Annotated in this window: 21 protein-coding genes; 15 read left to right on the top strand and 6 right to left on the bottom strand. The window is 34.4% G+C overall.

Going from position 1 to position 16,574, the window contains the following annotated elements; genetic code table 11:
- Positions 1-25 precede the first annotated feature (25 nt).
- Positions 26-589, top strand: coding sequence for a DNA-3-methyladenine glycosylase I (locus A5821_RS03685; protein WP_086313190.1), 564 nt, complete (start codon positions 26-28; stop codon positions 587-589).
- Between the two features lie 56 nt (positions 590-645).
- Here the strand turns inward: A5821_RS03685 and A5821_RS03680 are convergent, their stop codons facing one another.
- Entirely contained in the window at positions 646-1,197 is a 552-nt protein-coding gene (locus tag A5821_RS03680; RefSeq protein ID WP_086313189.1) for an NADPH-dependent FMN reductase, read from the bottom strand.
- A 174-nt stretch (positions 1,198-1,371) separates the two neighbouring features.
- Here A5821_RS03680 and A5821_RS03675 point away from each other — a divergent pair, with 174 nt between their 5' ends.
- From A5821_RS03675 to A5821_RS03655, 5 genes are all read left to right on the top strand, one after another.
- A complete protein-coding gene (locus A5821_RS03675) occupies positions 1,372-3,189 on the top strand; it encodes an LPXTG cell wall anchor domain-containing protein (protein ID WP_249921821.1) in 1,818 nt (605 codons plus the stop codon).
- Between the two features lie 79 nt (positions 3,190-3,268).
- The gene (locus tag A5821_RS03670; RefSeq protein WP_086313187.1) at positions 3,269-4,105 is read left to right on the top strand and encodes a GNAT family N-acetyltransferase; all 837 of its coding nucleotides are present in this window, start codon (positions 3,269-3,271) and stop codon (positions 4,103-4,105) included.
- A gap of 225 nt (positions 4,106-4,330) precedes the next feature.
- Positions 4,331-4,606 carry a 30S ribosomal protein S16 gene (gene rpsP, locus A5821_RS03665; RefSeq protein WP_010761445.1) on the top strand — a complete coding sequence of 92 codons (276 nt, stop codon included), beginning with the start codon at positions 4,331-4,333 and terminating at the stop codon, positions 4,604-4,606.
- 11 nt (positions 4,607-4,617) lie between these two features.
- The gene (locus A5821_RS03660) at positions 4,618-4,863 is read left to right on the top strand and encodes a KH domain-containing protein (protein WP_086313185.1); all 246 of its coding nucleotides are present in this window, start codon (positions 4,618-4,620) and stop codon (positions 4,861-4,863) included.
- Between the two features lie 106 nt (positions 4,864-4,969).
- Positions 4,970-5,515, top strand: coding sequence for a TIGR01440 family protein (locus tag A5821_RS03655; protein ID WP_086313183.1), 546 nt, complete (start codon positions 4,970-4,972; stop codon positions 5,513-5,515).
- A 57-nt stretch (positions 5,516-5,572) separates the two neighbouring features.
- On the opposite strand, the gene A5821_RS03650 is transcribed toward A5821_RS03655, so the two are convergent.
- Both A5821_RS03650 and A5821_RS03645 read right to left on the bottom strand, forming a co-directional pair.
- A complete protein-coding gene (locus tag A5821_RS03650; RefSeq protein WP_086313181.1) occupies positions 5,573-5,911 on the bottom strand; it encodes a hypothetical protein in 339 nt (112 codons plus the stop codon).
- Complete coding sequence (locus tag A5821_RS03645) at positions 5,889-7,217, bottom strand: DUF1576 domain-containing protein (RefSeq protein WP_086313180.1); 1,329 nt, start codon at positions 7,215-7,217, stop codon at positions 5,889-5,891. Before A5821_RS03645 ends, A5821_RS03650 begins: the two co-directional genes overlap by 23 nt.
- Positions 7,218-7,550: 333 nt before the next feature.
- Here A5821_RS03645 and A5821_RS03640 point away from each other — a divergent pair, with 333 nt between their 5' ends.
- A complete protein-coding gene (locus A5821_RS03640; RefSeq protein WP_086314302.1) occupies positions 7,551-8,093 on the top strand; it encodes a TetR/AcrR family transcriptional regulator in 543 nt (180 codons plus the stop codon).
- A 125-nt stretch (positions 8,094-8,218) separates the two neighbouring features.
- Here A5821_RS03640 and A5821_RS03635 read toward each other — a convergent pair whose 3' ends face one another.
- From A5821_RS03635 to A5821_RS03625, 3 genes are all read right to left on the bottom strand, one after another.
- The gene (locus A5821_RS03635) at positions 8,219-8,434 is read right to left on the bottom strand and encodes a hypothetical protein (protein WP_086313179.1); all 216 of its coding nucleotides are present in this window, start codon (positions 8,432-8,434) and stop codon (positions 8,219-8,221) included.
- Positions 8,435-8,550: 116 nt separating this feature from the next.
- On the bottom strand, positions 8,551-9,045 hold the full coding sequence (locus A5821_RS03630; protein ID WP_086313177.1) for a EutP/PduV family microcompartment system protein: 495 nt from the start codon (positions 9,043-9,045) through the stop codon (positions 8,551-8,553).
- Positions 9,046-9,103: 58 nt separating this feature from the next.
- Positions 9,104-9,862, bottom strand: a complete 759-nt coding sequence (locus A5821_RS03625; protein ID WP_086313175.1) for a peptidylprolyl isomerase — start codon at positions 9,860-9,862, stop codon at positions 9,104-9,106.
- 179 nt (positions 9,863-10,041) lie between these two features.
- Between A5821_RS03625 and A5821_RS03620 the strand changes: the two genes are divergently transcribed.
- The 8 genes from A5821_RS03620 to A5821_RS03585 all read left to right on the top strand — a co-directional run bounded on the left by A5821_RS03620 (position 10,042) and on the right by A5821_RS03585 (position 16,550).
- Entirely contained in the window at positions 10,042-11,133 is a 1,092-nt protein-coding gene (locus tag A5821_RS03620; protein WP_086313173.1) for a DUF871 domain-containing protein, read from the top strand.
- A 132-nt stretch (positions 11,134-11,265) separates the two neighbouring features.
- Positions 11,266-11,895 (top strand): NUDIX hydrolase N-terminal domain-containing protein, encoded by a 630-nt coding sequence (locus tag A5821_RS03615; RefSeq protein ID WP_086313171.1) that lies wholly within the window; start codon positions 11,266-11,268, stop codon positions 11,893-11,895.
- A gap of 122 nt (positions 11,896-12,017) precedes the next feature.
- Positions 12,018-12,950, top strand: a complete 933-nt coding sequence (locus A5821_RS03610; RefSeq protein ID WP_086313169.1) for an alpha/beta hydrolase — start codon at positions 12,018-12,020, stop codon at positions 12,948-12,950.
- A gap of 161 nt (positions 12,951-13,111) precedes the next feature.
- Positions 13,112-14,002: a site-specific tyrosine recombinase XerD gene (gene xerD, locus A5821_RS03605; protein ID WP_086313168.1), complete on the top strand. Its 891-nt coding sequence runs from the start codon at positions 13,112-13,114 to the stop codon at positions 14,000-14,002.
- A gap of 30 nt (positions 14,003-14,032) precedes the next feature.
- On the top strand, positions 14,033-14,395 hold the full coding sequence (locus A5821_RS03600) for a GNAT family N-acetyltransferase (protein ID WP_086313167.1): 363 nt from the start codon (positions 14,033-14,035) through the stop codon (positions 14,393-14,395).
- A gap of 44 nt (positions 14,396-14,439) precedes the next feature.
- Positions 14,440-15,219: a segregation/condensation protein A gene (locus tag A5821_RS03595; RefSeq protein ID WP_170922949.1), complete on the top strand. Its 780-nt coding sequence runs from the start codon at positions 14,440-14,442 to the stop codon at positions 15,217-15,219.
- On the top strand, positions 15,216-15,833 hold the full coding sequence (gene scpB, locus A5821_RS03590; RefSeq protein ID WP_086313164.1) for an SMC-Scp complex subunit ScpB: 618 nt from the start codon (positions 15,216-15,218) through the stop codon (positions 15,831-15,833). The genes A5821_RS03595 and scpB overlap by 4 nt, the downstream gene beginning before the upstream one ends.
- Positions 15,834-16,550, top strand: coding sequence for a pseudouridine synthase (locus tag A5821_RS03585; protein WP_086313162.1), 717 nt, complete (start codon positions 15,834-15,836; stop codon positions 16,548-16,550).
- Positions 16,551-16,574: the final 24 nt, after the last annotated feature.

Raw genomic sequence — 16,574 nt, 5'->3', positions numbered from 1 at the left:
ATTTAGCGATTGGAGGAAAAAGTAAATGAAACAGAGGTGTTCTTGGGCGAAGGGGAATGAAAAAATGGAAAACTATCATGATACGATTTGGGGTGTCCCTTTACATGATGATCAGAAATTATTTCGAAAATTAATCTTAGATATCAACCAAGCTGGGTTAAATTGGCAAACTATTTTGAATAAAGCAGAACATTTTGACGCTGCTTTTGATGATTTTGATATACAGAAAGTCGCTTACTATGACGAAAAAAAAATTGAAGAATTATTGAGTGATTCAGGAATTATCCGTAATCGTAGAAAAATTGAGGCTGCAATCCATAATGCCCAAAAAGTTATAGAGATCCAAAATGAGTTTGGCTCATTTTCTAGTTATTTATGGGCTTTCAACTCTCATAAAGTTTTGAAAAATTCTTATCAAGATCAACTAGAAATTCCTACAACAAATGAATTATCTGATAGAATAACGAAAGATTTGAAAAAAAGAGGGTTTAAGTTTGTCGGTAGTACGATTATTTATGCATTTCTAGAAGCTGTTGGAGTGATCAATGATCATGTGACAACATGTTTTCGTTACGAAGAATTAAAGTAAGAAAATAGTCTAGACCAAACTATTTTTCAGTTTTGGTTTAGACTATTTAAATAGAATTAACTATTTTTTTCTAAAAAGATAAGGTAAGAATCAACGATTGTTTTGAAAAAATTCATAGTATTCTCAGCAATGGTGCCATCATCATTGATTAAATTTACGACATTACCGATATAGGCTTCGGGCTGTTGTAAAGTAGGGATATTAAGAAAAACAAGTGATTGACGTAGATGATGATTTGCACCAAAAGCACTTAATGCGCCAGGTGATACGCTCACAACTAATCCTGGTTTTCCATCCCAAACATTTTGACCATAGGGACGGGAGCCAACATCTAAAGCATTTTTCAAAACACCTGGGACAGAGCGATTATATTCTGGTGTGACAAAGACAAGACCAGAAAGCTGTTTAACTTCCTCTCTAAATGCTGTCCAAGCGGCAGTTGGAGTTCCTTCGTCATCCAAATCTTGGTTATACATTTGCAGTTCCTGCAAGTTGATGAAAACAGGTTCATATTCTTCTGGGAATAAACTTGAAATAGCAGTTGCGACTGTCTTACTGTAAGAGTTTTTTCTTAAACTTCCGACAAAAAAACCAATTTTTTTCTTCATACTATTATTCCTCCATTCGATAAATAACGTTTATTATTTTATTTTAAGCTGAAGTTTTCGTTTTTGCAAGAAATCGAGTCATGTGATTGTCACAAGCAAATCAATGTTCACAGACAAATAATCTCTATATAATAAAAATTAACAAAAAATTGGTTAAAAAATGGGGCTAAAATGATGTATAGAATAAGGCGACTAAGTAAATTAAGCCTGTTTTTAGTTATTTCATGGTTGATGGTGCTAGGAATTACGACGAAAACACACGCAGTAGAAGCCGATTCTAGTACAACGAATCCTCAAGTAACTGCAAGCACAAACATCTCTGAACAAAATTCTGAAGATAGTAGTACCGAAAAACCTGATAGCGGGACCTCTTTGACTGATGAGAGTAGTGCTGAGAGTCAGGAAAATATTCAGTTTACAGTTAAAGGGAAAAGAGAATATGGTTCAGAGCTATTGACAAACGTGAGTTTGACGGACATTGCGAATAACCCGATCCAGCGTGTGAAAAGTAGTGATAAAATCAAAGTCAATTACTCATTTTATCTTCCTGATGAAGTACAAGCAGGGGATGAATTGACTTTTGAATTACCGCCTATTTTACAAATGATAAATTACAGTGAGTTCCCACTACTCAGTGAAAATGGCAGTAAGATTGGTCTGGCAAACGTAGATCGAACAACCAATAAGATTACAGTTACATTCAATGATTATGTTACGAATCATAATACAATTAGTGGTCAATTTTTCTTTTGGGTAAAGCTTGTGAATGAGCAGACAGTAGAAGGTGTTAATCCGATTCCGCTACCGGTCAATGGTACAACGAGCAATCTCGAACTTGCAATAAATAAAGCTAATGGTATCAGCACTGGAACGACTAATCCGACAACTATTTTTAAAAGTGGTAAATTCGATTCAATTGACCCTCAAAAAATCAATTGGACAATTACGCTCAATAATTCTGGACAAAATCTTCTGTTGCCAATCATTAATGACAACTTAGGAGCTGGACAACAGTTACTAGTTGATACATTTAGTGTTAATTATCGCGATGCAGATAAAAAAAGTTTGAAAAAATATTCGCTTCCAAGTATTATTCAAGGGGACATAACGAATGTAATCCCAACTGCAAATGGTTTTACACTAGCTTTACAAAGCCTAGGTAGCTACAGCGTAGGAAAAGGATATGTATCGGCAGTTATCAATTATAGTACAAAAGTCACAGATTCATCAGTAAGATATGTAAATAATGCAAATACTTTAGATGAAGCAGGCACGCCGCAATCAAGAAATGCTAGTTTAACTAATTATGCCAACGGTGGTATTGGTAACGGAGATGTGAACCAGGTAATCGATGTTCTTACGGATAAAATCGATGAAACTGAAAGCATTGATTTAGAGGAACTGACAGATAACTCTGCTCAAAAATTAATAGAGGCTAAAGAGAACGCTCAAACTGTGGTAGACAATGAAAATTCAACGGTTATAGATTTAGAAGATGTCACGGAGTCACTAGTTAACCAGTTAGTAACAATTGAAGAAAGTGTTCAAGTAATAGATATTGAAGAATTAGAGACTTTTATTGAAGAAAATAATGAACTAAATGAAGAAACCTATACACCAGAAACTTGGAATCAGTGGATCGATAAAAAGACAGAGGCTATCAGGCTTGTGCAAATAGTTAAGGAAACACCGAGAGCAGTTAGTCGGGTCAAGATCAAACAAATGACTCAAGAACTGAAAACAGCCAGAGCCGATCTTATTGAAGTAACAGGATCAACTGAGACTAGAGAATCAGAATCGTCTGGTACAGCATCAACTACAGAAGCAACGAGCGGTACTCAAAATAGTACCAGTAATCCAAACGAAAATAGAAATAAAAATCAGCAGCGTTTATTAAATACTGGTGAAACTAGCTCACCCGTTTTACTGATTATTGGGATTTTATTATCTGTCATTGCATGTGGGATGATATTTAGCAGAAAGAACGTTTGATAATAATTAACGATTAGTAGATTGCATTATTCTAAACTCTTCGATATACTCAACCTAAATTAGATACAAAGGAGAATAAATGATTCTAAAACAAACAATTCAAAAGCACTTAGAACCACAAGAAATTAAGGATGTCCAAGTCTTAAAAGAAACCAATAAAAAAATCTATTCGATTGAATACAAATTGGATTTAAGCTTCTTCAAAAAAACGAATGAAAAAGTAGATCATTTGCTGTGTTGGGAGGAAGATGTCTTAGTTGGTTATGCAGCCCTGAGTAATTTTGACCCTGAAGAGTTGGAAGTAACTATCATCGCCCAACCAAACAAAAAAATTATCGATAAGATACAAGAGGCTATAGTAAGCTTTTCTCGTCAACGCATGATCAAGGAAATTTTGTGGATCATTGATCGAAAAGATCACTTTCTAAATTCGTACGTTAAAGAAGTAAGTGGTTATAAATATAGTTTTTCAGAATATGCGATGATTTTGGCTACAGATCAATTTGTTTTGACTCCTTCAGATTACGCTATAGAACCTGCAAGGATAGAAGAAGCGAAGGCAATTGCTGCATTAGAATATGGAAAATCAACAGATGAAATTGTACCCATAGATCAAGAGGATCTGAAAAAAACACTTGTTTTAAGAGAAAATGGACAAGTAATCGCAAGTATTCGATTAGAAAACGAAGATAATTCTTATGGTATATACGGATTTGTCGTAAGACCAGATTATCGTGGTCAGGGTATTGGTAGAAAAATAATCTGTCAGCTTGTTCAGCAATTGATCGATAAACAAGCAACGAAAATTTATTTAGAGGTTGATTCTACGAATGAAGCGGCCCGCCATTTATATCATTCGATAGGCTTTGAAGAACAGACGTTGTTTGACTATTACATCTATACATTAAATAGATAAAAAATAAGCGATGAACTAAAGAAATGTCTTCTTTGGTTCACCGCTTATTTTCGTTAAGCAACAATTGATTGCCCCTGCCAAGGTAGATTAAGTATAGAGCTAAAGGAGCTGAAAAGCAACGTTTTAAAGCTTTTTTTAAGGTGTCAAGAAAAAACTCTTTACAGCTTATTGAAAATCTGGTAAACTAACATTTGTGATTAAGTTAATGGAGGTGTAATATATAAAATGTCAGTAAAAATTCGTTTAAAACGCATGGGTTCTAAAAAGAGTCCTTTTTACCGTATTGTAGTCGCAGATTCTCGTTCTCCTCGTGATGGACGTTTCATCGAAACTGTTGGAACATACAATCCTTTAAAAGATCCAGCAGAAGTAGTTTTAAAAGAAGATTTAGTTTTAGACTGGTTGTCTAAAGGCGCTCAGCCTTCAGATACTGTTCGTAACATCCTTTCAAAAGAAGGCGTTATGAAAAAACACCACGAAGCTAAACTTGAAAAGAAATAAGGTGACCGATTATGACAGATGTGAAAGAGTTAGTCTTAACTATCGTTCGCCCATTAGTCAGTCAACCTGAGCTAGTCAAGTTAGAAATAGAAGAATCTGATGTTTTTCTAGAATATAATTTGACTGTATCGCCTGAAGATATTGGACGTATCATCGGAAAGCAAGGACGTGTTGCTAAAGCAATTCGGACGATTGTTTACAGTGTACGTTTGGATGGACCCAAAAAAGTTCGTTTGAATATCGTAGATGGTAAATAGCACGAAGTAGAGCACTCAATTTTTGAGTGCTCTTTTTGTGTATTTTGACGAATTGTTTGATATCCGCTACTATAAACAAAAAGAGATATAAATGGAGGAGAAATCAATGGAGGACTTGAAAAGTTATCAAGAACAACTATTGCAAGCACTTGATGAATATATTGTACAAGCTGAATTAGAAGCAGGGGATATTTTTGTACTCGGCTGTAGCAGTAGTGAAGTTGCTGGGGGAGTCATTGGCAAATGTTCTAATTTGGAAATAGGAGAAATGATCGTTTCAACAATCAAAGATACTTTAGTCCAAAAAAAGATTCATCTTGCTGTACAGGGATGCGAGCATATCAATCGTTCACTCGTTATTGAAAAAGAAGTTGCTAAGTACCAACAGTTTGAAATTGTTTCAGTCGTACCAGCACTTCATGCTGGAGGAGCTGCTGCGGTGGCTGCCTTTAAATTATTCCAAAATCCAGTAGTGGTGGAAAAGATAACGGCGCAAGGCGGCATAGATATTGGTGATACATCGATTGGTATGCATATCCAGCATGTTCAAGTTCCTGTGCGTACATCGATCAAAGAAATCGGAGGAGCGCATGTCACTTACTTACGTACGCGTCCAAAATTAATAGGAGGAATTCGTGCGGTTTATGAATAAAAAGCGAGGATGAGATCCCCCTTAAACCATAGGGCTCTCATCCTCTTTTTTGAGTAGTTATTTTTTTCTAAATACTTTAATTTCAAAGTCGGGTGAAACAAAACTAATTTCTGCTTCATCAATCATTAACCCTAGCAGATGATAGTCTTCTTCTTCATGGTGAGTAATGCCGAGTAATTCATCATAATAACTTTCAATGCTTAAATCTCTAGGTGTATTTAATAACTCTAATAAATGCAGGACATTGTTTGGTTCTTTATCAGTTTTGCCATGTATGTTGATGTAAAAACCTTCCGAAGTAAAATCTACGTCAATCCGAATCTTTTCAATACCATTTGAAAAAAAGTAAGTCAATAATTCATCTACAATTCGTTTAGCTTTGTCTCTTTCTTGCATGTTGTTTCACCTTTCTGATCTGTAAAATATTATCTAGTAATGGTACCATGACAGCCGCAACAAAACCAGTAGAAAACCCATTATTATAAAGATTCAATCCGCCATGGAGGTAGCTGACATTTGTAACTAAGGACATATGTAAAAATCCTGCAATCAAGCCAAAAGTAATGCCATAATATCCTGCAATCGGTGCTAAACCAGTACCGAAAATACCCGCAAGAACCACAGTCGTTTGATTTACTTCAAAAACCGAAGAGAGCTGTGCAGTCAAAAAAACGCTGATGAGCAAAGGTAAACTATTCAGAATATGGTTACCAAAAGCGCTAAAACCAACCGCAGATAAAATTGCACCAACAATCGGTCCGTTAAGTGTAGAGTGACTAACTTGAGTGTATCCGACCAATAATAATCCCATTAGAGACATATTCATCATCGTGGCACCGACGCCTGAAATAGAAATAAAATCAGTAATCAATTTCCCAGATGTTTTACTGATTGCTTTTAGCCCTTTCAAAGAAAAATGATTGACTATGAATCCAACTAAAAACATCATAAAAAATAAAAATAATAGAAAAAATAGAAGTTTAGTATGATATTCAGTTGAAACTAAATTTTTTCCTTCAATCTTCCAGCCAAACATCCTCAAAATACCTGTAAACATCATAGCAATAAGTCCAGAAGTAAAACCGACATTATATAAAGAAAAGCCTTGATGAAAGGTAAGTATGTGAGAAGCTAAAGGAGGTAAAATCAACCCGATGAAAATACCCACTAAGCATCCTAAAGGGATTGAGAACTGTAATGGTAAGGAAATTCCAAATGTAAGGTAGCTGATGATCGGAGAAAGAGCACTACCAAATAAGCTAACAACAATAAATTGTGAAAAAGGTTTTTTTACAATTTTTGCATAGCAGAGTCCACCAATAATAATTGGAATTGAATTATATAAATTTTTTCCAAAAAAGGAGCAACCTGATACGGTAAACAAAGCTGCGATCATAGGACCGTTGATGGGGATTTTTTCTTTTTTAGCGAGCAGTACACTGATTAAGGTAAGTAAGCCGCTATTAACAAAAGCACTGCCGAAAGTACCAAGTTCAATATAATCAGTTAATAGATTACTGGGAGAGGTTAAAATACGCGCCATTCCTGCCCATAAAAGAGTGATAGGTTCACTAAAAAGACCAATAATGATTAAGATGAAGCAATACCCAATTAAAAGATAATAGTGTTTATTTTTATGCGTCTTATCCAAATTTGTTTTATCAGTATGTAAAAAAAGTGCTTGGCTGTTTTCTTTAGCCATAAAAAATACCTCCATTGTCTGTCAATAACTTAACTATAGCTTGTAAAACATTCATCGGTCAATCATATTTTAGGAAAGTCGAGTAAATTATCACGTTTTTTGGATATAACTATAATTATTGAGAAAATGAGCTGCCAAAAGAGTGTAAAATAAAAGAATAAACATTAAAAAAATAAATAATGATAAATAGAAAATAGTTATCTAGTTATATGAGAGAGTTTAACGGAGAATAGAAAAATGGAAAACACTAAAAAGATCATCTTTAATTTTTCCTATTTTACATTGAACGCTATTCGAGCTAGTTCAACTTTTATATCTGGAGGAGGGATTTTTTTGGTTAGGAAAAAAGTTTATAAAAAACAACATATTTTAGTAGCGGCAAGAGAACTATTAGCAGAAAAAGGTTTTTCATCTATAACAGCAAGAAATGTGGCTGAGTATATGGGGATTTCAACTCAACCCATCTATCTTGAATTTAAAAATATGGAAGAGTTGAAGTTGACTTTGTTAAAAACAACGTATGATATTTTAGAAACTGAATTTTTCTCTAAAAAACAAACGTCAAATAATGTAGTAAATTTTGGATTAAATTACCTTGATTTTGCTAAAACAAATAGTAAATTGTATATATCGTTATACATAGAGCAACATTCATATGGACAAGAATTACAACAATTATCCTTTGACTCATTTCAACATTCTATTAAAGAAGATAAATATTATGCAACGTTTTCTAATGAAAAACTTAAGAAGTTACACATGAATTTATTGATCGTTACTATTGGCATGGCTTCATTGAGTATTTCAGGAATAGTGAACCAGACAAGAGCACAATTGATGACAGCATTCGAAGATATTGAACAAAAGATACAATAATAAAAAAGACTGCAACAATAACATAATCTAACTAATGTGAGTTAAACAAAAGAAAAACAATTACTTTTGTTCCAAGGTAGTATAGAGTATGTATTCAGCAGTCTTTTTTGGAGTAATCAATTTGTTCAAACAGCCTGAGGTATAAAGTCAATTGTACATAAATCGTTATAATGAAAATGGAGAGTTGCTTGAATCTGTCCATCTTCGATCAATTTTTGTGCAGTGTCTTTTACGTCTTCTTGGTCAAATTGCTGGAAATTGATCACGTTTGCTACAAAATGAGGAGATTTCCTATTGGAAGCCTCAAGTATGAGCGTTTCGATCTGTGGATTAAACGTCATTCGCTTTCACCTCTTTTATCAACAGTACCATTTTAAACTTAAATTGAATAGTAATTTGTTACTAAATGAGGATATGGAAAGAGTTTTTTTCACAATTTCGCTGACATCAACCTTCATTATGGAAAAAAATCAGCATGACGGGTTTTCAGTATCGTTAGTTTTTTGTTTATGGAGCCTGCTATTTTTTGTAGTTCAAATATATTCTTTTTTTCATAATGATGATTCCAAATAAACATCATTTTCAGTAATTGGAAAGTTGGTTTATAATTAGCGGTTTCTTGATTAGTGATTTGCTTGATGAAACGACTAAAAATACGATAAAGGCGAATAGGGTAAGGGGGCAGCAATACTAAGATGATGTCTGCATCATTTACTGCGAGTTTGATCCAGTTTTTAGTTGTGGTACCTTCAATGATCCAAGTTTCTTTTGCTAAAATAGCTTGTAGTTGATGTGTAGATTCTTCTTCAGAGTATGGTATATCTCCAGAAGGTTGACGATTCCAAATCAGATTGTCCAATTCATAATAAGGAATCTTTTTCTTAGCGGATAATTTTTTGGCAAAAGTTGTCTTTCCGCTCCCAACAGGTCCAGCAATCATGATTTTTTTCATATTTAGGCTCCCATCTAAATAAAAAAAGAATGGCAATGAGACGCCATTCTTTTTTTATTTATTTTTTCGCTTCTTGTAAAATGTTTATTTTTTCGATTCGGATATCTTTCTTTGGTTTGTCCTGTTCACCAGTTTCAGCAGCAGCAATTTTATCTACAACATCCATACCTTTCGTTACTTGACCAAAAACAGTGTGCTTACCATCTAAGTGAGGTGTGCCACCTTTTTTGTATGCATCGATGATTTTTTCTGGTTTATCATCTTTTAGTAAGCCGTCCGACATATCATCCGTATTTTGAACGATAAAGAATTGACTACCATTCGTACCATTTCCTTTTTCATCTTTACCAGCATTGGCCATTGATAATGCTCCGCGGATGTTATAAAGCTGATTAGAGATTTCATCATCAAAAGAACCATTCCAAATGCTTTCTCCGCCAGTGCCGTCACCTTTAGGATCGCCGCCTTGAATCATAAAGTTCTCAATAACACGATGGAAAATAACATTATCGTAATAACCATTTTTTGCATGTGTTATGAAGTTTTCAACTGTTTTTGGAGCTTGTTTTGGAAATAATTTGATTTCGATTGATCCTTCTGTTGTGACCATTTCTACCAAATCTTCATCTTCGCTGACCGTATCTGATAATTGAGGTAATTCTAGTGAATTTAAATCAACGGATTCAGATGTTTTAGTTTCACTTGAAGAAGTAGCAGAAGAATCTGCCGTTTTTTTCTCATTTTTAGGTCCACAAGCTGCGAATAATACTAATGATGTTAAAAGTGTTGTCGCAACAATGAATTTTTTTGTTTTCATAAAGTTAAGTCTTCCTTTCAAAAATAGGTTTACATCTCATCATAACAAATCCTCTTTAGAACCGCTAGTCAAAATGGAATTTTTTTAAGATTTCCAAAAGGTGTAGACCACTTTTTTTTATTCTGCTATAATGAAAATGGATACATTATAATCAATACAAATCTTAGGAGGCAGTAATAATGGGAAAATTAGGTATTTCTATTTATCCAGAACGTTCAACATTTGAAAAGGACAAAGCTTATCTAGACTTAGCACATAAATATGGATTTAAACGCGTTTTTACAAGTTTACTTCAAATCACAGAAGACAAAGAAAAGGTATTAGGAGAGTTTAAAAAAGTCGTTGATTATGCTAACAGTCTTGGAATGGAAGTTATGGTTGACATTAATCCTGCCTTATTTGAACAATTAGAAATTTCTTATGATGATTTATCATTTTTCGACGAGATGGGTGCTTATGGTGTGCGCTTAGATGTTGGGTTTACGGGGGCTGAAGAAGCGAAAATGACGCGTAATCCTTATGGCATCAAAATCGAAATTAATATGAGTACCGGAACGAGTTATGTAGACAATATTATGAGCTACTCACCAAATACAGATAATTTGTTAGGATCACATAATTTCTATCCACATCGTTATTCTGGTTTGGGGTATGATCATTTTGTTTTTTGTTCTGAAAAATTCAGAAAATATAATTTAAATACGATGGCATTTGTGAACTCACATGACGCAACATTTGGTCCGTGGCCAACGCAAGATGGATTATGTTCTTTGGAAGATCATCGTGATTTAGAAATCGCTACACAAGTAAAACATTTAGTATTAACAGGTTTGATCGACGATATTTTGGTCGGAAATGCCTATGCATCAGAAGCAGAACTTAAAGCAATGGCGGATGCATTTAATGCAGAATATCCTTCTGTCAAAGTTGATGTAGCAAAAGATATTTCGGATGATGAGAGAGAAGTACTGTTTACAAGTCTTCACAGCTATCGCGGAGATCGCTCCGAATATATTTTACGCTCTACTATGACACGGATTCATTTTAAAGATCGTGCGTTTCCAGCTCATAACACGAAAGATATGACAAAAGGTGATGTCTTGATCGATAATGTTGGGTATGGTCAATATAAAGGTGAAACACAAATCGCATTGAAAGAAATGAAAAATGACGGACGTGTCAATGTTGTTGGACGTATTTCTGAAGATGAGTTATTCTTATTAGATTTCTTAAAACCATGGTCTAGCTTTAAATTAATTGAAAATAAATAATAAAATAGAGAAGAGATCAGACGAAAGTAACGTACAACTTTTGTTTGATCTCATTTTTTTATTAAGATTCTTCATAAATGGGTTTAACACGAGGGGGATTTCGATAAAATAGAAAGTAACGAGGTGAAATTCATGGAAAAAGAACTAAGTATTTTATTAGCTAAACTTCAAGGGATTGCTCAAACGGGAAAAAAATATGGGAAAGATATTTTTGATCGAGAGCGTTATGAAGAGCTTTCTAAAGTAACAAAAAAGTTAATGGAAACACTTTACCCTAGTTTATCTGATAAAGAGTTAACGATTCTTGTTGATAAAGATGAAGGCTATGCAACGCCGAAAGTTGATATTCGAGCAGTCATTTTTAATCAAGAAGGGAAATTATTGCTAGTAAAAGAAAAAAGTGATCATTGTTGGTCTTTGCCTGGAGGTTGGGCAGATATTGGCTATTCACCAAAAGAAATTGCTGAAAAAGAAACGATGGAAGAAGCCGGAATACCCGTTACAGCTAAGCGTTTGATTGCTGTGATAGACATGTCAAAACATGATTTTCCACCTTCATTGACTTATGTCTATAAGTTTTTTATTCACTGTGTCGCTGAGGATGGGGAATTAAAAACAGGAATTGAGACAAATGACGTTGGTTATTTTTCGCTACCAGAAATTTATTTACTTAAACTTTCTAAACAACGAAACATCATCGATAATTTTGAAATGATTTTTGCTGATTACCAAAATGAAAAAAATATCATGATCTGTGATTAATATTGCGAAAACGCCAATAAAACATTATACTATTTAAGAATTTGAAAAAATTAGTATCATTTGGTTTTTATTCTAAGAAAAAGACAGTGTTGTGAATGATACGTTTAATGGGGAGTAATCGAATGAATCGCATAGTAAAAATTTTGATTGTTATAGTCGTTTTAGTTGTAATCGTACTAACAGGAGCTGGGATGTATTTCTATAATTATGCTGTTGTTCCATCAGAGAAGGATTTTCTAGCTGGAGATACACCAGGGACAGATGTCGAGGTAAAAACGCCAGAAGAAAAATGGTTTAAAGATGAAAAGAGCCGTTCATACTGGGAACTGACTTCTAAAGATGGTTTAAAGTTAAAAGCAATTTATTTACCTGCTGAGGGGAAAACAGATAAAAATGTTATCATGGCGCATGGTTACATGGGAAGTGCTGAGACAATGGCTAGTTTTGCTAAAATGTATCATGACTGGGGCTATAATGTTTTAGTGCCGGATGCTCGAGGTCATGGTGAAAGTGAAGGGGATTATATTGGTTTTGGCTGGCCAGAGCGAAAAGATTATCTTCAGTGGATCGATAAAATGATCGCTGAAAATGGCAAGGATGCTCAAATCACTTTATACGGCATTAGTATGGGTGGAGCTACAGTCATGATGACCAGTGGGGAAAATTTACCGAAAAATGTTAAAGCAATCGTTGAAGATTGTGGTTATTCCACGGTAAATGAAGAATTAGCCTATCAATTAAAAGATATGTTTAATTTACCAGCGTTCCCATTAGTTCCAGTAACAAGTTTGATCACCAAAATTCGTGCTGGTTATTTCTTTGGTGAAGCAAGTTCAGTTGCACAATTGAAGAAAAATAAAGTACCAATGTTGTTTATCCACGGTGATGCAGATAAATTTGTGCCATTTGAAATGTTGGATGAAGTATATAATGCAACAGATGTACCAAAAGAAAAATTCGTGGTGTCAGGTGCTGGACATGCTAAAGCTTACACAGTTGACCCTAAAGCGTACAAGGCGAAAGTTGAAAGTTTTTTAACAAAATATGTAGATTAATGATTATCGTCATCCAGTTTGAAAAAATTGGTGACGATTTTTTGAAGTAGAAAAACGTCATTTGGTTATATAAATGTCATAAAAAAATTATCCTTACTAATTTTACTATACATCTGCTAGAATTCTTTGATATGATAATAAAAAGAAATGAGGTAAAATAGATGGAAGAACAAATTATTGACTATCTGCATTACTTACAAATAGAACGAGGACTTTCTCTGAATACAAGAAAAAGCTATGAACGCGACTTACATAAGTATTTAGTGTTTCTACAAGATCAAAAGGTAGAGAAATGGCAGTTGATCGACCGTTACATAATTATGGAATATTTACAAACGCTGCATAATGAGAACAACTCCTCTGCAACGATCATTCGAATGATTTCAAGTTTAAGAGGCTTTCATCAGTTTTTAAGACAAGAACGATTCACAGATCATGATCCAATGCAACATATCGATTCACCTAAAAAAGCACAAAAACTTCCTAGCACATTATCAGTTGAGGAAGTTACTTCATTGATAGAAACACCAGATACAACGAAACCTTTAGGGATAAGAAATCGAACGATTTTAGAGGTCATGTACGCAACTGGATTGCGAGTGACTGAGTTAGTAGATCTAAAAATCGGCGATCTACACTTATCGATTGGTTTATTGCAGACTATTGGTAAAGGCGATAAAGAGAGAATTATTCCTTTGGGGGATTATGCGATTCAATGGATTGAAAAATATCTAGAAGAAGCTCGGCCGACTTTAATCAAAAAAAACCAAAATGAAACACACTTATTTGTAAATCATCATGGGAAACCATTATCACGCCAAGGAGTTTGGAAAAATCTAAAACAAATTGTACAAGAAGCTGGGATCAATAAAAACATTACTCCGCATACATTACGGCATAGTTTTGCAACGCATTTATTAGAGAATGGAGCAGATCTAAGAATTGTCCAAGAACTTTTAGGTCATGCAGATATTTCTACGACGCAAATTTATACCCATATTACCAAACAAAGAATGGCCGATGTTTACAAACAACATTTTCCACGAGCTTAACTAATTAAAAAAGGAAAGAAGGTGAAAATCATGTTAACTTATTATCGAAAAGAGCAACGGAAAATTGCGATGGGACTATTAAGTTTTCACCAAAAACTAACTGAATATCATTCCCTACTAAAAGAAATTGATATGTATGAAACTGACGAGAATCTGCACTTACTTTTTTGGATACCAGATGGAGAACAAAATATTCAAGGGATTGTCGGAATCGAGATAGAAACATCTGATGCGATGATTTTACATGATATATCAATCAATCCTTCTTTTAGAGGTGAAAAGTTAGGGTTTGACTTACTAAATGAAATGGTAGAGCTTTATCCTGAAATGAAAATTTATGGAACATTAGCCACATCTGCTTATTTATCTAAGTGGAAAGAACACAACGCTTGAATTTTATGGTAAACTAAAGAGCTGAAAAAGAAAGTTGGATGATCTTGCAGGAAATTAATGTGAAATTGGATGTATTTGAAGGACCGTTAGATCTTTTATTACATTTAATCCAAAAATTGGAAATCGATATTTATGATATTCCAATTGCTGCAGTAACGGAACAGTATATGAACTATATCCATACAATGAAGACGTTGGAATTAGAAATTGCTGGAGAATATTTGGTGATGGCAGCGACATTGATGGCAATCAAAAGTAAGATGCTTTTGCCTAAACAAGAATTGGAACTGACTGAAGATGATGAAATCCTTGATGGTGAAGATCCACGGGATGCTTTGGTTGCTCAATTATTGGAGTATCGTAAATTTAAATATGCAGCAGGTCTTTTGCATGAAAAGGAATCAGAAAGAAGCCTCTATTATACGAAAGAACCGATGGATGTTGATGAATATAAAGAAGACAATCCTTTGTTAGCACCAAATCAACTGAACACGATTGATTTGTTTTTAGCTTTCCACGCAATGTTGGAAAAGAAAAAAAGTCGACAGCCAGTGGAAACGACTGTCGCTGGAGATGATGTATCAATTGAAGAAAAAATTGCGACCATCACTCAAAAAATGTGCCAAATTGATCGGGATACACCGGTCAATTTTGAATCCTTTTTCGCCTCATATTCTAAACAAGAAGTAGTTACTACCTTTATGGCTTTGTTGGAATTAATGAAAAAAGGGATTGTTCATGTAGAACAAGAGGACAATTATAGTACTATTTTACTATATAATACCTCTGAAGAGATTGAATCAAGTACGGAGGAAACAATGTGACCACAGTTAGTCAAGTCGAAGCGATTCTATTTGTTGTTGGGGAAGAAGGAATTGGTTTAGAAGAATTATCCTATTTATTGGGGCTTTCTACTGCTAAAACATACGAAGCGCTGACCGCTTTAAAAGAACGCTATGAATCAGATAAAGACGCAGCTTTAAATATCCTAGAAGTCGGAAATCATTTTATTCTATCAACTAAGAAGGCTTTTGCGCCTTTATTAAAAAAATATGCACAATCGCCTATTTCGAATTCTTTGTCTCAAGCAGCTCTCGAGACATTATCGATCGTTGCGTATAAACAGCCTATTTCAAGGGTAGAAGTAGATGAAATTAGAGGTGTACAGTCAGCAGGTTCAATGCAAAAATTAGTTGCTCGTCAGTTGATTGAAGAAAAAGGCCGAGTCGACGGTCCTGGTCGAGCTATTTTATATGGAACCACTGCTTATTTCATGGATTATTTTGGTTTAAGATCTCTAGAAGAGCTACCGGATATCCAACAAATGGAAGAAGAAATCGCAGAAGAGTTACCTTTAGACCTCTTTTTCGATCGTTACAAAGAGTTAAATGAAGAAGAAGCAACAACGGAGATAAACGAATCGGAGGAAGAAAACTAAATGGAAAGACTTCAAAAAGTAATCGCGCATGCAGGGATTGCATCTCGCAGAAAAGCAGAAGAATATATCGTTAATGGACGTGTCAAAGTAAATGGAAAAATCATTCGAGAACTAGGAACTCAAGTCGGTAAAAACGACAAGGTAGAAGTGGATGATGTACCGATTTATAAAGAAGAATATGGTTATTATCTGTTCTACAAACCAAAAGGGGTAATTTCTGCTGTTTCCGATGATAAAGGTAGAAAAGTTGTCACTGATTTTTTCTCGCACATTAAAGAGCGTATTTACCCTGTAGGGAGATTAGATTACGATACTTCAGGTTTATTGTTATTAACAAATGATGGAGAATTTTCTCAAAAATTAACTCATCCAAGCCATGAAATCGACAAAGTGTATGTGGCGAAAGTAAAAGGCCTAGCCAAAAAACATGATCTGCTTCCATTAACAAAAGGGATTAAAATCGAAGGGTACAAAACGGCTCCTGCCGCTTTTGAGATTATATCTGTTGACCTAAAGACAAATACTAGCATAGTAGAATTAACCATTCATGAAGGTCGCAATCATCAAGTTAAAAAAATGCTTCAAGCAGTCGGATACCCAGTACAGAAATTAAAAAGAGAAAAGTATGGAGATTTGACCTTAAAAGGACTACGTCCAGGTGAATACCGTAATTTAAATAAAAAAGAAATTAGTGTCTTAATGAATCAATCAAAATAATTTTTTTAGAAGGAGGGGTCTGAA

Source organism: Enterococcus sp. 7F3_DIV0205 (assembly GCF_002141365.2).
Taxonomy (GTDB): Bacteria; Bacillota; Bacilli; order Lactobacillales; family Enterococcaceae; genus Enterococcus_L; species Enterococcus_L palustris.
The sequence above is the reverse complement of the archived record's forward strand: the minus strand, read 5'-3'. Positions and strand labels throughout refer to the sequence as shown.

Bases quoted from the DNA above. Each gene is read 5' to 3' on its own strand.
- A5821_RS03620 (WP_086313173.1), top strand. From the start codon at position 10,042: ATGGGAAAATTAGGTATTTCTATTTATCCAGAACGTTCAACATTTGAA.
- A5821_RS03685 (WP_086313190.1), top strand. From the start codon at position 26: ATGAAACAGAGGTGTTCTTGGGCGAAGGGGAATGAAAAAATGGAAAAC.
- A5821_RS03670 (WP_086313187.1), top strand. From the start codon at position 3,269: ATGATTCTAAAACAAACAATTCAAAAGCACTTAGAACCACAAGAAATT.
- A5821_RS03585 (WP_086313162.1), top strand. From the start codon at position 15,834: ATGGAAAGACTTCAAAAAGTAATCGCGCATGCAGGGATTGCATCTCGC.
- A5821_RS03600 (WP_086313167.1), top strand. From the start codon at position 14,033: ATGTTAACTTATTATCGAAAAGAGCAACGGAAAATTGCGATGGGACTA.
- A5821_RS03630 (WP_086313177.1), bottom strand. From the start codon at position 9,045: ATGAAAAAAATCATGATTGCTGGACCTGTTGGGAGCGGAAAGACAACT.
- A5821_RS03660 (WP_086313185.1), top strand. From the start codon at position 4,618: ATGACAGATGTGAAAGAGTTAGTCTTAACTATCGTTCGCCCATTAGTC.
- xerD (WP_086313168.1), top strand. From the start codon at position 13,112: ATGGAAGAACAAATTATTGACTATCTGCATTACTTACAAATAGAACGA.
- A5821_RS03675 (WP_249921821.1), top strand. From the start codon at position 1,372: ATGTATAGAATAAGGCGACTAAGTAAATTAAGCCTGTTTTTAGTTATT.
- A5821_RS03610 (WP_086313169.1), top strand. From the start codon at position 12,018: ATGAATCGCATAGTAAAAATTTTGATTGTTATAGTCGTTTTAGTTGTA.
- A5821_RS03635 (WP_086313179.1), bottom strand. From the start codon at position 8,434: ATGACGTTTAATCCACAGATCGAAACGCTCATACTTGAGGCTTCCAAT.
- A5821_RS03680 (WP_086313189.1), bottom strand. From the start codon at position 1,197: ATGAAGAAAAAAATTGGTTTTTTTGTCGGAAGTTTAAGAAAAAACTCT.
- A5821_RS03650 (WP_086313181.1), bottom strand. From the start codon at position 5,911: ATGCAAGAAAGAGACAAAGCTAAACGAATTGTAGATGAATTATTGACT.
- A5821_RS03645 (WP_086313180.1), bottom strand. From the start codon at position 7,217: ATGGCTAAAGAAAACAGCCAAGCACTTTTTTTACATACTGATAAAACA.
- rpsP (WP_010761445.1), top strand. From the start codon at position 4,331: ATGTCAGTAAAAATTCGTTTAAAACGCATGGGTTCTAAAAAGAGTCCT.
- A5821_RS03615 (WP_086313171.1), top strand. From the start codon at position 11,266: ATGGAAAAAGAACTAAGTATTTTATTAGCTAAACTTCAAGGGATTGCT.
- A5821_RS03625 (WP_086313175.1), bottom strand. From the start codon at position 9,862: ATGAAAACAAAAAAATTCATTGTTGCGACAACACTTTTAACATCATTA.
- A5821_RS03655 (WP_086313183.1), top strand. From the start codon at position 4,970: ATGGAGGACTTGAAAAGTTATCAAGAACAACTATTGCAAGCACTTGAT.